The following is a 13,537-nucleotide window of genomic DNA, read 5'->3' on the forward strand; positions in this document are numbered from 1 at the left end:
TTCATATATATGGGGGTTTTAGGCGAAATGACGGACAATGCTCTTACCCAAGCAAATGAAGTTGCCGGGCTCTGGGCGGAGTATCAGGCTAGCAAAAAGCCGGAGCTTCGGGAAAAACTAATCGAAAAATATTTACCATTGGTAAAAATGGTAGCTGGTAGAGTAGCCATTGGTCTTCCGCAGCATATAGACAAAGAGGACCTTATTAGTTACGGCTTCTTTGGCCTGTTGGACGCTATTGAACGGTTCGATCCAAGCCGTAATATCAAATTTGAGACCTATGCCGTAGCCCGTATCCGCGGTTCAATTTTCGATGCAATACGGGTACAGGATTGGTTACCCGCCAGTTTACGCCAGAAAGGACGGCTTTTGGAGAGGACGATTGCCGAACTAGAAAACAGCTTGGGTCGATCGGCCACCGACGTGGAAATTGCTCAGGCAATGAATTTTACGGTCGAGCAGCTTCACCAGCTTATTAATCAACTTAACGCAAGTACCCTTGTTCCTTTAGAAGAATTTGTCCAGAACGAAACGGTGAATCAGGCAAGTCCCAATTTAGCCCAGGAAATTGAACAGGAAGAAGTAAAGAATACATTAGCGAAAGCAATTGACAGGCTCCCGGAGAAAGAGCGTCTGGTCATTTCTCTTTATTACTATGAAGGACTGACGTTAAAAGAGATAAGTCTAGTCTTAAAGCTATCGGAAGCGCGTATTTCCCAGCTCCACACGAAAGCCATTTTCCGGTTGCGCGGTGCTCTTTCCCGCCTTAAATCCAGTCTCTTATAATGCCGGGGAGGGATCCGCTTGGATAACGAGGAACGGCTACTTGAACGGACCGCTGAAACTACCGAGGCATCAGACGGTTATTATCAAATTATCTTGAGCGATAGTGGCGTTTTTCTTACTGTCTTTCCGCCGCAAGGGAATGGTAGTCCTGTTCGTGAACACGTTATTCTCCTTGATTTAGAAAAACGGGCCATTAAAGGGTTTGACCTGCCTGTTATCGTGCGTACTGTGCGAGAAGCTTCCGGGCTGCCGGTACGGATTGCTCCGCCACCGCCGCTTTCGGCCGAACCGGAGATTCAGGTTCTGGTAGGGCGGGATCGGATGGAAGCAACGTTGCAGATTATTGCTCCTAAAGGGAGTCGTCCCGTAACTATGGACGAAGTTTTAGAAAAAATTAAGCAGGTCGGAGTAACTTATGGCCTTGACCATGCCGCCATTCAAAGAGCTTTTGCTCACCCTGGTCTAAAGGTGGTATGTGCGCGCGGGCTTTGGCCAACGGACGGCCAAGACGCCTATATCAAGTACTATGTTGATCTGGAAAACAAAGGTAAACCGGCTGAACTCGAAGATGGTCGGGTTGATTTTAAAAATTTGAACATGTTTACCATTGTGCGCGAGGGTGATTTATTAGCCGAAAAGGTGCCGCCAACTCCTGGTACCCCTGGCATCGATGTTTTAGGACAGCCGGTGCCGCCAAAACCTGGCAAAGATATTTTGCCGCCACTAGGCAAGAATGTGCAAATGATAGATAACGGTAAAATCGTCGCCACAATGTCCGGGCAGCTAATCATTACCAACAATAAGCTCAATGTGGTTCCGGTTATAGAGATAAATGGCGATGTAGATTTGTCCACAGGCAATATTGATTTTGTTGGCAATATAATTGTTCGTGGTTCAGTGCAGGCCGGATTTTTGGTCAAAGCTGAAGGTGATGTGGAAGTTGCCGGTACGGTCAGCGGCGGGACTGTAGAAGGGAAAAATGTTTGTGTACGAATGGGTGTTCAGGGCATGAATCGTGGCTATATTAAGGCAACCGAAAATGTTGTGGCAAAATTTATCGAAAACGCCACAGTTTATGCCGGCTCAGACGTGTTGGTCAGCGACGTTATTCTCCATAGTCGGATCAGCGCTGGTAAACGAGTAGTTGTGGAGGGGCGAAGAGGACTGATTGCTGGTGGTCGAGTGCTGGCCGGAGAAGAAATCAGAGCGAAAGTTACCGGTACCCATTTGGCATCCAATACCGACTTAGGAGTGGGGATTAATCCGCTACTGCGGGAAGAATATCAAAAACTGCGCATGGAAATTAAAAAATTGGAGTTTACTCTCGAACAAACTCAAAAAGCTTTAGGGCTTCTCCGCGCTATGGATCAGGCTACCATGCCGAAAGATAAGCACGAAATGATGTTACGACTGACGAAAGCTCAATTTCATCTTGTCGGGCAAGTAGAAACAATGCGAAATCGCATAAACGAGATCGAAGTTGCTTTTGAGGAAATGCGGCATGGCAAGATACGAGTGCGTGATACCGTCTACCCTGGAGTCAAAATCATCATAGGGTCATTAGTAAAACCCATTCGGGAAACACTAAGTTTTGTCACGTTTTATGCCGAGGATGGCGAAATAAAGGTCGGCCCTTATAAGTAAGGTGAATAAGGGTGGTGGGAACGTGAATATCAGACCGATGGACCTACAGGTACTGATTACCCGTGCAACTGAAGTGAGCAAGGCCCAGGAAATCACCGACCATCAACCGACATTGCAGCAGCAAATATTCGGGCAACAATGGCAACAGGTTATGGCTAACCGTCAGCACCAAGTTCAGGGAGCCGCCAAAAATGAAGGCGCTAAAATTCAACGGGGAAAAGAGTATAAGGAGAAACAAGATAGGGGACGTAACCGGAAAGGTCAAACAGACAAAGAAATACCCGGAAAACCTGTTCATAGCGCAAGCGCAGAAGACCCGATCCGGGGGCATAACGTGGATTTAAAAACATAGTCGAGGTGGGAATTTTGCTTACCGGAATTACCGTTACGCTTGTTGTTCTCCTTTTTTTTGTTTTTTTTGTTGTAACTAAAAAGGACATGCTGCAAAAGCTGTTTTCCCTTAATACGGCGGCGCCGGCGCAGGAATTTCAGCAACAGCTTGAACAAACCGCTGACCATATTCTCAGACGGTTAGAGACACAAATTGCTCATCTTGAATATTTATTAGAAGAAGCAGACGCCAAGATGACTGCTTTAGATCAAAAAATCCAGGCAGCAGCGGTTTTTGAACAATTAGGTATAGCAGGGACTTCTCTTGCGGAGCAAGCTGTACCGAACGAGCAGAATATAGGCATAGTCCAAGATACTGGCAAAAAGGCTGAGGCGAATCCGTATTCCCAAGAAACGGGAAATGGCAAACGGCGGCTTGTTTTCGCCATGGCGGAACAGGGTTACAATATAACTGAAATTGCTAAAGCCACTGGGATTGGCAAAGGTGAAGTTATGTTAATGCTACAGTTGAATAAAAGATGAAAATTTTTGTATACTAACAAAACGGATTATTTTGCTTGTTATAATTAGGAAGATATGGTATACTAACTTTTGGTGTAAATCACACACGCATTCTAATTTTGTCACTGTGCCGTAAGCGGTGAAGACAAAAAATGAGGAATGCGGCGGTATATTAACAGGAGGTGCAGAATATGTCGGTAATTTCCATGAAACAGCTGCTGGAGGCTGGTGTCCATTTCGGTCACCAAACCAGGAGATGGAACCCCAAAATGGCTCCTTACATTTTTACGGAGCGTAACGGTATTTACATTATTGATCTGCAGAAAACGGTCAAAAAAGTGGAGGAAGCCTATAACTTCATCCGTGACGTTGCTGCCCAAGGCCAATCGATTTTGTTTGTAGGTACGAAAAAACAGGCACAGGAAGCGGTGAAAGAAGAAGCGACCCGCTGCGACATGTTCTATGTTAATGAAAGATGGCTCGGCGGTATGCTGACCAATTTCCAGACTATCCAAAAGCGGATTAACCGTTTGCGCGAACTTGAAGACATGGAAGAAAAGGGCGTTTTTGACCTGCTGCCCAAAAAGGAAGTTATTGCTCTGCGGCACGAAATGGAAAGACTGCAAAAATTCCTGGGCGGTATTAAGAATATGAATAAATTACCCGGCGCCCTGTTTATTATTGACCCGCGCAAAGAGCGCATTGCTGTTGCCGAAGCGCGTAAGCTTGGTATTCCAATTGTGGCGATCGTGGATACCAACTGCGATCCAGATGAGGTTGATTATGTCATTCCGGGCAATGATGATGCGATTCGTGCTGTCAAACTATTGACTTCCAAAATGGCCGATGCTGTTCTGGAAGGTCGCCAAGGCGAACAACTGGCGGCAGAAGCATAATTCGTTTGGGAAGGTAAGGGGGCGGGAAACTGCATCCCTTACCTTTATAAGTAGACGGGAGGATTGGATATATGATTACGGCTGAAATGGTAAAAGAACTGCGCGAACGTACCGGTGCAGGCATGATGGATTGTAAAAAAGCGCTGACCGAAACTAAGGGCGATATGGAAAAAGCTATTGACTATTTAAGGGAAAAAGGACTTGCCGCAGCAGCGAAAAAGGCTGGTCGAATTACGGCGGAAGGTGTTGTTGAAGCGTACATACACGGTGGCGGCCGCATAGGCGTGTTGCTTGAAATTAACTGCGAGACTGATTTTGTGGCTAAGACAGAACAGTTTAAAGCATTGGCCAAGGACATTTGTATGCAGATTGCTGCTGCTAACCCCAGCTATGTGAGCCGTAGCGACGTTCCGGCTGAAGTAATTAATCATGAGCGGGAAGTTTTGCGGGCGCAAGCGCTTAACGAAGGAAAACCGGCCCATATTGTTGAAAAAATGATTGAAGGACGTTTGGAAAAATTTTATAAAGAAGTATGCCTGCTCGAACAAGAATTCATTAAAGACCCTGATAAAACTGTTCAACAATTAATTAACGAGCAAATTGCCAAAATTGGTGAAAATATTACGGTAAGAAGATTTACACGGTATCAGCTTGGCGAAGGTATCGAGAAAAAAGCAAATGATTTTGCTGCTGAAGTAATGGCTGCGGTGAAAAAGTAAGAGAACACCTTTGTGTTCTCTTTTTTCCAAAATAGGCCATTAATAGCCATTATAATAAAGGATTTTCGTTGGACACATAGAATTTGATTGATGAACGGGGGCTTTTAGCTTTGAATGTCGCAAAATATAAACGTGTGGTGATTAAACTCAGTGGCGAAGCATTGGCCGGTGCCCAGGGCTATGGCATTGATCCGGCCGTTGTTGAATCAATTGCCCGTGAAATTAGGGAAACCAAAGCTACAGGCCTTGAAATTGCAATTGTGGTTGGCGGCGGCAATATTTGGCGCGGTCTGGCGGGTAGCGCTAAAGGAATGGACCGGGCTAGCGCCGATTATATGGGTATGCTGGCGACCGTAATGAATTCTTTAGCCTTGCAGGACGCGCTCGAAAACTTAGGTGTTGATACACGGGTTCAAACGGCTATAGAAATGCGTCAAGTTGCCGAGCCGTATATCCGGCGGCGAGCGATACGCCACTTGGAGAAGGGGCGTGTCGTTATCTTTGCCGCAGGGACAGGCAATCCGTATTTTTCCACAGACACTACTGCAGCGTTGCGTGCGGCTGAGATTGAAGCTGACGCAATTCTTATGGCCAAGAAGAATGCTGATGGAGTTTATGACAGCGACCCCCGCTATAATCCGGATGCTAAGAAATTTAAGGAACTCGAGTACATAGAAGTACTGCAGCGTGGTTTAGGGGTCATGGATTCAACTGCTACCACGCTTTGTATGGATAATAAAATTCCCATCATCGTGTTCAGCATTGACGAACCCGGCAATATTTTGAAGGCCGCTCTTGGTCAAGAAATTGGCACTATTGTGGGAGGAACGAAAAATGGGCATTAAGGAAATTCATGCCACTCATGAAGAAAAGATGAAAAAAGCTTTAGAAGTATTGCGCAAAGAGTTTGGTGCTTTGCGGGCTGGCCGGGCAACCCCTGCGCTCCTTGACAAGGTAACAGTTGATTACTATGGGATGCCGTCGCCGATTAACCAGGTAGCGAATATTTCAGTTCCTGAACCCCGGCTCATTGTTATTCAGCCGTGGGAGAAAAGCATGCTTGCCCCCATTGAAAAAGCTATTTTGAAATCAGACCTTGGTCTTACGCCTACAAACGATGGAAATGTGATCCGTCTTTCCATTCCACAACTGACCCAACAACGTCGCAGTGAACTGGTTAAGGTCGTCCATAAGAAAGCTGAGGAAGCGCGGGTAGCTATCCGCAATTTACGGCGCGATGCCAACGACGCCATCAAAAAGCTGGAAAAAGAAAAACAGGTGTCTGAGGATGAGGCCAAAAAGGCACAGGAAGATATGCAAAAGCTTACCGACAAGTATATAAAGGAAGTTGACCAAGTAATGGCCGCTAAAGAAAAAGAAATAATGGAAGTGTAACATATGCGGCAAAACGGCGAAACAGCGGTCGACACCGTTGGTCGGCCTTTACAGGAAGCCAAGACATTATTAGAAAGCCGCGGCTTCCAATACAGCGTGCGAATTACCTGTCCATCGCGCCCCACATTTAAGGTGGAACGGGAGTGTCTTTATGTTGTGCGTCAGCATGTAGCTGCTGATGGGGTTTATCATTTGGTTGTTGCTGCCAAAATGGGAAAGGAGGTGTAAACATGGCTTATAAAATTACAGAAGAATGTGTTGCGTGTGGTTCTTGCGCGGCGACCTGTCCGGTTGGTGCGATTAAAGAGGGTAATCCTACCTACGTCATCACCGAAGAGTGTGTTGAATGTGGGGCCTGTGCGGCGGTTTGCCCGGTTGGTGCTATTAAAGCTCCATAATCTCGGAACCCCCTCGCAAGAGGGGGTTTAAAAGTTTAGGAGGCGCAAAAGCCCAAGAATTTGGAGGTCTCACTGTGTGGAAAAAGTGGTTTAGCAATAAGAGCGACGTTGACCAGAACCAGAGTTATCTGCAAAATTCGCTTGATCCCAATTCAATCCCTGCACATATTGCGATTATTATGGATGGTAACGGACGTTGGGCTCAGAAACGTGGATTGCCACGAACTTTGGGCCATCACGCGGGAGCGGAGACACTACGTAATATTGTAAAGACGGCAGCCGAACTCGGCGTCAAGGTATTGACGGCTTATGCTTTTTCCACCGAAAACTGGAAACGACCAGCCGAAGAGGTCGATGTCCTCATGCGGCTGTTATCAGACTATCTTGATAGTGAAATTGATGAGCTGGATAGTAATAATGTCCAAATTCGTTTTATTGGCAAAACGGACGAATTGGCACCTAGTTTATACCATAAAATAATGCAGGCTCAACAACGAACCAGCAAAAACACCGGTCTTATCTTAAACCTAGCCGTTAATTACGGCGGTCGGGCCGAACTCACGCGGGCAATGCAATTAATCGCCCGAAAAGTTGCCGCAGGCGCCATAGCTCCCGACAATATTTCCGAGCAGACCATTCAAGATCACCTCTATACGGCTGATTTACCTGACCCGGATCTGTTAATACGTCCTAGCGGCGATTTGCGTCTGAGTAATTTTCTGTTGTGGCAATCAGCCTATACGGAATTCTGGTTTACTAACACCAATTGGCCTGATTTTACTCCTGCCCATTTAATCCAGGCTATCACTGACTATCAACGGCGCGACCGACGCTTTGGCGGACTGAAAACATCAAAGTAGGTGTTTGAATTGCTTGGCAAACGTATTTTAACAGCCTTAATCGGCATATTAGCGGCCATTTATCTCATAAATTCAGGCGGGTGGTTGTTTATCGGGGCGGTTGCACTTTTAGCGGTTATCGCTTGGCATGAGTATTTCGCCATGTTAGGCTGCCGGCAAATAAATGTCCACTATGGGCTGGGAGTTACCGGAATATTGCTGCTAATGGCCTGCACTGCCTTGGGCAATCCCCAGGAAACGATAATTATTATGTTTTTGCTTCTTGTTCTTTGTTTGGCTAAAGCGGTTACCAGTTCTAGCAGCTTTACTATTGCGGATGCATCCTTTACTTTTTTCGGCATTGCCTATGTGGGCCTGACGTTTTCCCATATTATTTTACTCCGTTTTGCCGACAACTTTACTTCATATAATGTAGGAAACGTGACCCTCCCGGCCGGTGCGGTTTACCTGTGGTTAGCTTTCGTCGGAACATGGGCAAATGATACTTTTGCTTATTTTGTTGGTACTAAGTTCGGCCAAAACAAGCTGTGTCCCGCTATTAGTCCCTATAAGACGTGGGAAGGCGCTATAGGCGGAATAATAGGCAGTTTGCTGGGAACGGCGATTTTGGGGAGTTTGTTTCAAATCCCGTTATTTCACGGATTAATTATTGGTTTATTGGCAGGAATAGCCGCACCATTAGGCGACTTAGCTGAATCGGCAATTAAGCGTTATACGGGTGTAAAAGATTCCGGCCGATTGCTCCCCGGACATGGCGGCGTACTGGACCGTTTTGACAGTATAATGTTTGCAGTTCCAACCGTATATTACTACATATACGCTTTTCTACTGAACTAACGGGGTGGTAGGCATTGAAAAATATTGCTATTTTGGGAAGTACAGGATCGATAGGGACACAGGCACTGGAGGTAATTGCTGGTCGCCCCGATGAATTTCAGCTTGTTGCCCTTGCTGCGCACAAAAATGATGAACTTTTGGCTCGGCAAATTGAACGTTTTAACCCTGACCTGGCGGTTTTAGTCGATAAGGAGGCCGCTCGCCGGCTGCAGCAGAGAAATGTAGGCAAGACACGTATTCTGGCAGGGGAAGAAGGTTTGCTGGCAGCTGCCACGTATGATCCTGTCCATACAGTGGTGACATCAATGGTAGGGTTTGCAGGCCTCAAACCTACTTTAGCTGCCATTGCAGCGGGGAAAACAATTGCGCTGGCAAATAAAGAAACATTGGTGGCTGCCGGCGAACTGGTGATGACCGAGGCACGAAGGCGCGGAGTGACGATTTTGCCTGTTGACAGTGAACACAGCGCAATTTTTCAGTGTTTGCAGGGGGAACATAAAAAAAATATTAACAAACTTATTCTGACTGCTTCAGGCGGCCCCTTTCGCGGTTGGACGCGGGAGAGGATGAGTAAAGTGACGGTCAAGGAATGTCTTGCCCATCCTAATTGGTCGATGGGAAAAAAAATTACCGTTGATTCGGCGACCTTAATTAACAAAGGACTGGAAGTGATTGAAGCCCGGTGGTTATATGACGTTCCTTACGAGCAGATTGAAGTAGTCATTCACCCGCAAAGTATTGTTCACTCGATGGTTGAATTCGTTGACGGCAGTATCATGGCACAAATGGGGCGCCCGGACATGCGGCTGCCAATTCAGTACGCTCTCGCATATCCTGACCGTTTGCATAATTCTTTTCCGCGCCTTGATTTTTATAATCTTGGGTCTCTGACTTTTGAAGCACCTGATTTAGCAGCTTTCCCTGGCCTAAAGATCGCATATGATGCCGGTCGTGCCGGCGGTACGGTGCCGTGCGTCATGAATGCGGCGAATGAAGTTGCCGTAAATGCCTTTCTGCACGGTCAAATTACCTTTCTCGACATAACTTCCGTAATTCAAGAAGTACTTAATAATCATGAAAAGATAGATGCACCTGGGCTGTCAGACCTTTGCGCCGCCGACCGGTGGGCCCGCGAGGAAGCGCGGAACATAATCGCTACTTTTAAGTAAAAAGGGGCAGGTGAGTATTATTTGTCCACTACCGTAATCGCCACCGTCTTTGTTTTCGGTCTGCTGATTTTCTTTCATGAACTGGGGCATTTCCTTACTGCCAAAATGGTAGGCATGCGCGTCCACGAATTTGCTATCGGTTTTGGACCTAAACTATGGAGTCGTAAAAAAGGAGAAACGGTTTACTCGATTCGGGTTATTCCGTTAGGCGGATTTAACAAAATAGCCGGGATGGATCCCGACGAAGAACAGGATGAGCGTTCTTTTCATGCTAAGCCGATTTGGGCTCGGATGCTGGTAATTGTTGCCGGTTCGGTCATGAATTTCGTCCTGCCGGTTCTCCTGTTTATGTTTGTGTTTATTTTTGCCGGTATTGATACTCCTTCCGACGAAGCCATCATTGGCAGTGTCTTTCCGGATCGACCGGCGGCCCAGTCCGGGCTGGCACCGGGCGACCGCATTCTGGCGGTAAATAATCAGGAAGTTTCTTCATGGCGACAATTTGTCAGCCTAGTACAGCCTAACGCTGGCAAAGAGTTGATCATCAAGTTTGAAAGAAATGGACAAAGCCATCATACCAGAGTGGTACCAGAATATGATGCTAAAGCGAACCGTGGGATCATTGGCGTTGTTCCGCAAATTCGGAACTATCGGCCGGGAGTGGCTGAATCTTTAGGCTTGGCCGTAAAGCAAACGTATATGGTAGCAAGCAATATGTTGGCTGGTATTGGGCAGATGATTACCGGTAAAGCTCCTGCTGACGTTGCCGGTCCGATCGGTGTTGCCCAAATGGCTGGGCAGGTGGCACAACTTGGTGTTACACCGCTACTTCAATTCGCGGCCTTTTTAAGTATCAACTTAGGGCTAATTAATCTGTTTCCAGTACCCGTACTGGACGGCGGCCATGTTGTTACCCTTGCCGTCGAGGCCATTCGCGGCAAGCCATTAAACCGCAACAGTCTGCAATTTATTCAAATGATAGGTTTTACCTTGCTAATGCTGTTGCTGATTGTTGCAACGTTTAAGGATATTAGCCGGCTTCGTCTGTTTTAATAATTTCTAAAAACTATGTATGGGATGATAGTTTATGCGGCGAAAAAAGACTTGCCCAATCCGTATCGGCAATGTGATTGTCGGCGGGAATGCTCCCATTTCCGTGCAGTCTATGACTAATACTAAAACAGAAAATGTTGACGCAACGGTAGCTCAGATACGGCGCTTAGCCGAGGCCGGCTGTGACATCGTCCGGGTAGCTGTGCCGAACCTGGCGGCGGCCGAGGCTATTGAGTCTATCAAAAAACATGTTAGTCTCCCCATTGTTGCTGATATTCATTTCGATTATCGTTTGGCCCTTGCCGCTATCGAACGCGGCGCCGACGCGCTACGATTAAATCCAGGGAATATCCGTGAGCCTGAACATGTTAAGGCTGTGGTAAACCAGGCGAAGAAAAGACGTATTCCGATTCGTATTGGGGTTAACGCCGGCTCGCTTGACCCGGCGATACTCGACAAGTATGGAGGACATCCGACTCCCGAGGCGATGGTTGAAAGTGCCTTGCAGCATGTGACAATTTTGGAAAACCTAGACTTTTGCGATATAAAAATTTCGCTTAAAGCCAACGACGTCCCAATGACGATTGAAGCCTACCGGTTAATGTCTGATACCGTCGACTATCCGCTTCACCTCGGAATTACCGAGGCCGGCACGGTCCGGTCTGGGATTATTAAGTCGGCGGTTGGCATAGGCGCCTTGTTGGCCGAAGGAATTGGCGATACTATTCGGGTCTCACTGACCGGCGACCCGGTAGAAGAAGTCAGGGTAGGCAATGAGATATTGAAAGCACTTGGTTTGCGCAGTTATGGTCCGACGTTGGTTTCTTGCCCCACTTGCGGGCGGTGCGATATCGACCTTGAGAAGTTGGCCGTACAGGTTGAGCAGCGGCTAAGCGGCATCCGTAAACCGATTAAGGTAGCGGTTATGGGCTGCGTTGTCAATGGCCCCGGCGAAGCCCGTGAGGCTGATATTGGTATTGCTGGCGGCAAGGGACAGGGACTGGTATTTCGGAAAGGTGAAATTGTCAAGAAAGTAGATGAAGATGAACTGATACCGGCGTTATTTGCCGAATTAGACAGGCTTATTAAGGAGGCAGAATAAAATGCGCGCATCAAACCTATATGCTCCCACACTGCGGGAAACACCTGCGGAAGCGGAAGTAATCAGCCATCAATTAATGCTGCGAGCAGGGATGATCAGAAAAGCGGCCGGCGGGATCTATACCTACCTACCTTTAGCCTGGCGGGTATTAAAAAAAATCGAGGACATTATCCGCGAAGAGATGGACGCTAAAGGCGGCCAGGAACTGTTAATGCCCATTGTCCAGCCGGCAGAGATATGGAAGGAGACAGGGCGCTGGGACGTTTACGGCGACGAAATGTTCCGACTGAAAGATCGTCACCAACGCGATTTCTGTCTCGGTCCTACCCACGAAGAAATGATTACCACCCTTGTCCGGGATGAAGTGCGGTCTTACCGGCAATTACCGTTATTGCTTTACCAAATTCAGAACAAGTACCGCGATGAAATCAGGCCGCGCTTCGGTCTGATGCGGGGGCGTGAATTTATCATGAAAGATTTATATTCCTTTGACCGTGACGAGGAAGGACTTAACGAAAGCTATAATAAAATGTATGACGCCTATACCCGGGTGTTTACGCGCTGTGGTCTTACTTTCAGGCCGGTTGAGGCTGATTCGGGAGCTATTGGCGGCAGTGGGTCCCACGAATTTATGGTCTTGGCCGAGTCGGGTGAAGCGGCAATTGTTTACTGTACAACCTGTGACTATGCGGCTAACGTGGAGAAAGCCGAACTAAAGCCTATCCACGCGATGGAAGAAGAGCGGTTAGCGATGGAAATAGTCGAAACTCCCGGCCGCAAAACCATTGGGGATGTTACGGCGTTTTTGGGAATTAGCCCCGAAAAAACGGTTAAAACGCTGGCGTATCAGACGGAAAAAGGGCTGGTACTGGCTTTGGTTCGCGGCGATCATGAGGTTAATGAAATTAAACTTAAAAATGAGCTCAATTGTCTACAGCTCGAATTAGCGTCGGAAGCAGCGGTAATCGGAGCTTTAGGCTGTGAGCCTGGTTTCATCGGGCCGGTTGGCGTAAAAGATATTACAATTGTGGCCGATGCTACGGTCATGAACTTATTTAACGTTGTTTGCGGTGCCAATAAAGTGGACAAACATTACCGCAACGTCAATCCCGGCCGGGATTTTACGGCAACTAAAGTAGCAGATATCCGGTTGATTCAAGAGAACGATCCTTGTCCGCGCTGCGGTGCTTCCGTTAAAACAGCGCGGGGGATTGAAGTCGGACAGGTCTTTAAACTCTATACAAAATACAGCAATGCTTTAGGCGCTACTTATCTGGACGAAAACGGGCAGGAGCGGCCTATTGTCATGGGATGCTACGGTATAGGCGTAACCCGGACAATGGCTGCTGCTATCGAGCAAAACCATGATGAAAACGGCATTATTTGGCCGGTGCCTATTGCGCCTTTTCAGGTTGTAGTCATTCCGGTCAACGCCAAAGAAGAAGCGCAAATGTCGCTGGCAGAAGAAGTATATACTGAGTTGAACAAAGCAGGGGTTGAAGCCATATTAGATGATCGCAACGAGCGTCCCGGTGTTAAATTTAAGGATGCTGACCTGATTGGCTATCCCTTGCGAGTTACTATTGGACCAAAAGCACTGAGCGAAGGCCGTGTAGAAGTCAAAGTGCGCCGTACCGGCGAAATTATTTATTTCGACAAAGCAAATTATGTTAGTGAGGTTCAGGCGCTTCTTGCACGATTATAGTCATGACCAAAACGCGTGATAGTATCTATCACGCGTTTTAATTTACTCTGCCTCTTAGTCATTGGCCACTAGCCTACGTTCACGTGTTAGGATTTTCGGGCAGTTTGCCGATTTTTAAAGG

At 47.2% G+C, this 13,537-nt stretch carries 16 protein-coding genes; all 16 read left to right on the forward strand.

Annotation, left to right across the window (positions count from 1 at the left end):
- Nucleotides 1–27: 27 nt before the first annotated feature.
- The 16 genes from BLQ99_RS06945 (at nucleotide 28) to BLQ99_RS07020 (ending at nucleotide 13,416) form a co-directional block, all read left to right on the forward strand.
- The gene (locus BLQ99_RS06945; protein ID WP_093689467.1) at nucleotides 28–786 is read left to right on the forward strand and encodes a FliA/WhiG family RNA polymerase sigma factor; all 759 of its coding nucleotides are present in this window, start codon (nucleotides 28–30) and stop codon (nucleotides 784–786) included.
- A gap of 18 nt (nucleotides 787–804) precedes the next feature.
- Nucleotides 805–2,430, forward strand: coding sequence for a flagellar assembly protein A (locus tag BLQ99_RS06950; protein WP_093689469.1), 1,626 nt, complete (start codon nucleotides 805–807; stop codon nucleotides 2,428–2,430).
- Between the two features lie 22 nt (nucleotides 2,431–2,452).
- A complete protein-coding gene (locus BLQ99_RS06955) occupies nucleotides 2,453–2,782 on the forward strand; it encodes a hypothetical protein (RefSeq protein WP_093689471.1) in 330 nt (109 codons plus the stop codon).
- Nucleotides 2,783–2,796: 14 nt separating this feature from the next.
- Nucleotides 2,797–3,303 carry a DUF6115 domain-containing protein gene (locus BLQ99_RS06960; protein ID WP_093689473.1) on the forward strand — a complete coding sequence of 169 codons (507 nt, stop codon included), beginning with the start codon at nucleotides 2,797–2,799 and terminating at the stop codon, nucleotides 3,301–3,303.
- Between the two features lie 170 nt (nucleotides 3,304–3,473).
- Nucleotides 3,474–4,178 carry a 30S ribosomal protein S2 gene (gene rpsB / locus BLQ99_RS06965; protein ID WP_093689475.1) on the forward strand — a complete coding sequence of 235 codons (705 nt, stop codon included), beginning with the start codon at nucleotides 3,474–3,476 and terminating at the stop codon, nucleotides 4,176–4,178.
- Between the two features lie 71 nt (nucleotides 4,179–4,249).
- Nucleotides 4,250–4,897: a translation elongation factor Ts gene (tsf, locus tag BLQ99_RS06970; RefSeq protein WP_093689477.1), complete on the forward strand. Its 648-nt coding sequence runs from the start codon at nucleotides 4,250–4,252 to the stop codon at nucleotides 4,895–4,897.
- A gap of 110 nt (nucleotides 4,898–5,007) precedes the next feature.
- Nucleotides 5,008–5,742 (forward strand): UMP kinase, encoded by a 735-nt coding sequence (gene pyrH, locus BLQ99_RS06975; RefSeq protein ID WP_093689479.1) that lies wholly within the window; start codon nucleotides 5,008–5,010, stop codon nucleotides 5,740–5,742.
- Nucleotides 5,732–6,292 carry a ribosome recycling factor gene (frr, locus tag BLQ99_RS06980; RefSeq protein WP_093689481.1) on the forward strand — a complete coding sequence of 187 codons (561 nt, stop codon included), beginning with the start codon at nucleotides 5,732–5,734 and terminating at the stop codon, nucleotides 6,290–6,292. Before pyrH ends, frr begins: the two co-directional genes overlap by 11 nt.
- Nucleotides 6,293–6,295: 3 nt before the next feature.
- Nucleotides 6,296–6,520: a hypothetical protein gene (locus BLQ99_RS06985; protein ID WP_093689483.1), complete on the forward strand. Its 225-nt coding sequence runs from the start codon at nucleotides 6,296–6,298 to the stop codon at nucleotides 6,518–6,520.
- 2 nt (nucleotides 6,521–6,522) lie between these two features.
- On the forward strand, nucleotides 6,523–6,690 hold the full coding sequence (locus tag BLQ99_RS06990) for a DUF362 domain-containing protein (RefSeq protein WP_007288516.1): 168 nt from the start codon (nucleotides 6,523–6,525) through the stop codon (nucleotides 6,688–6,690).
- A gap of 74 nt (nucleotides 6,691–6,764) precedes the next feature.
- Nucleotides 6,765–7,550: an undecaprenyl pyrophosphate synthase gene (locus BLQ99_RS06995; protein WP_093689485.1), complete on the forward strand. Its 786-nt coding sequence runs from the start codon at nucleotides 6,765–6,767 to the stop codon at nucleotides 7,548–7,550.
- A gap of 9 nt (nucleotides 7,551–7,559) precedes the next feature.
- A complete protein-coding gene (locus BLQ99_RS07000; protein ID WP_093689487.1) occupies nucleotides 7,560–8,387 on the forward strand; it encodes a phosphatidate cytidylyltransferase in 828 nt (275 codons plus the stop codon).
- Between the two features lie 14 nt (nucleotides 8,388–8,401).
- Nucleotides 8,402–9,556 (forward strand): 1-deoxy-D-xylulose-5-phosphate reductoisomerase, encoded by a 1,155-nt coding sequence (locus BLQ99_RS07005; protein ID WP_093689489.1) that lies wholly within the window; start codon nucleotides 8,402–8,404, stop codon nucleotides 9,554–9,556.
- A 21-nt stretch (nucleotides 9,557–9,577) separates the two neighbouring features.
- Nucleotides 9,578–10,609 carry an RIP metalloprotease RseP gene (gene rseP, locus BLQ99_RS07010; RefSeq protein WP_093689491.1) on the forward strand — a complete coding sequence of 344 codons (1,032 nt, stop codon included), beginning with the start codon at nucleotides 9,578–9,580 and terminating at the stop codon, nucleotides 10,607–10,609.
- Nucleotides 10,610–10,643: 34 nt separating this feature from the next.
- The gene (ispG, locus tag BLQ99_RS07015) at nucleotides 10,644–11,711 is read left to right on the forward strand and encodes a flavodoxin-dependent (E)-4-hydroxy-3-methylbut-2-enyl-diphosphate synthase (protein WP_093689493.1); all 1,068 of its coding nucleotides are present in this window, start codon (nucleotides 10,644–10,646) and stop codon (nucleotides 11,709–11,711) included.
- A gap of 1 nt (nucleotide 11,712) precedes the next feature.
- A complete protein-coding gene (locus tag BLQ99_RS07020) occupies nucleotides 11,713–13,416 on the forward strand; it encodes a proline--tRNA ligase (protein ID WP_093689495.1) in 1,704 nt (567 codons plus the stop codon).
- Nucleotides 13,417–13,537 lie beyond the last annotated feature (121 nt).

This window comes from Sporolituus thermophilus DSM 23256, assembly GCF_900102435.1.
Classification (GTDB): Bacteria; Bacillota; Negativicutes; order Sporomusales; family Thermosinaceae; genus Thermosinus; species Thermosinus thermophilus.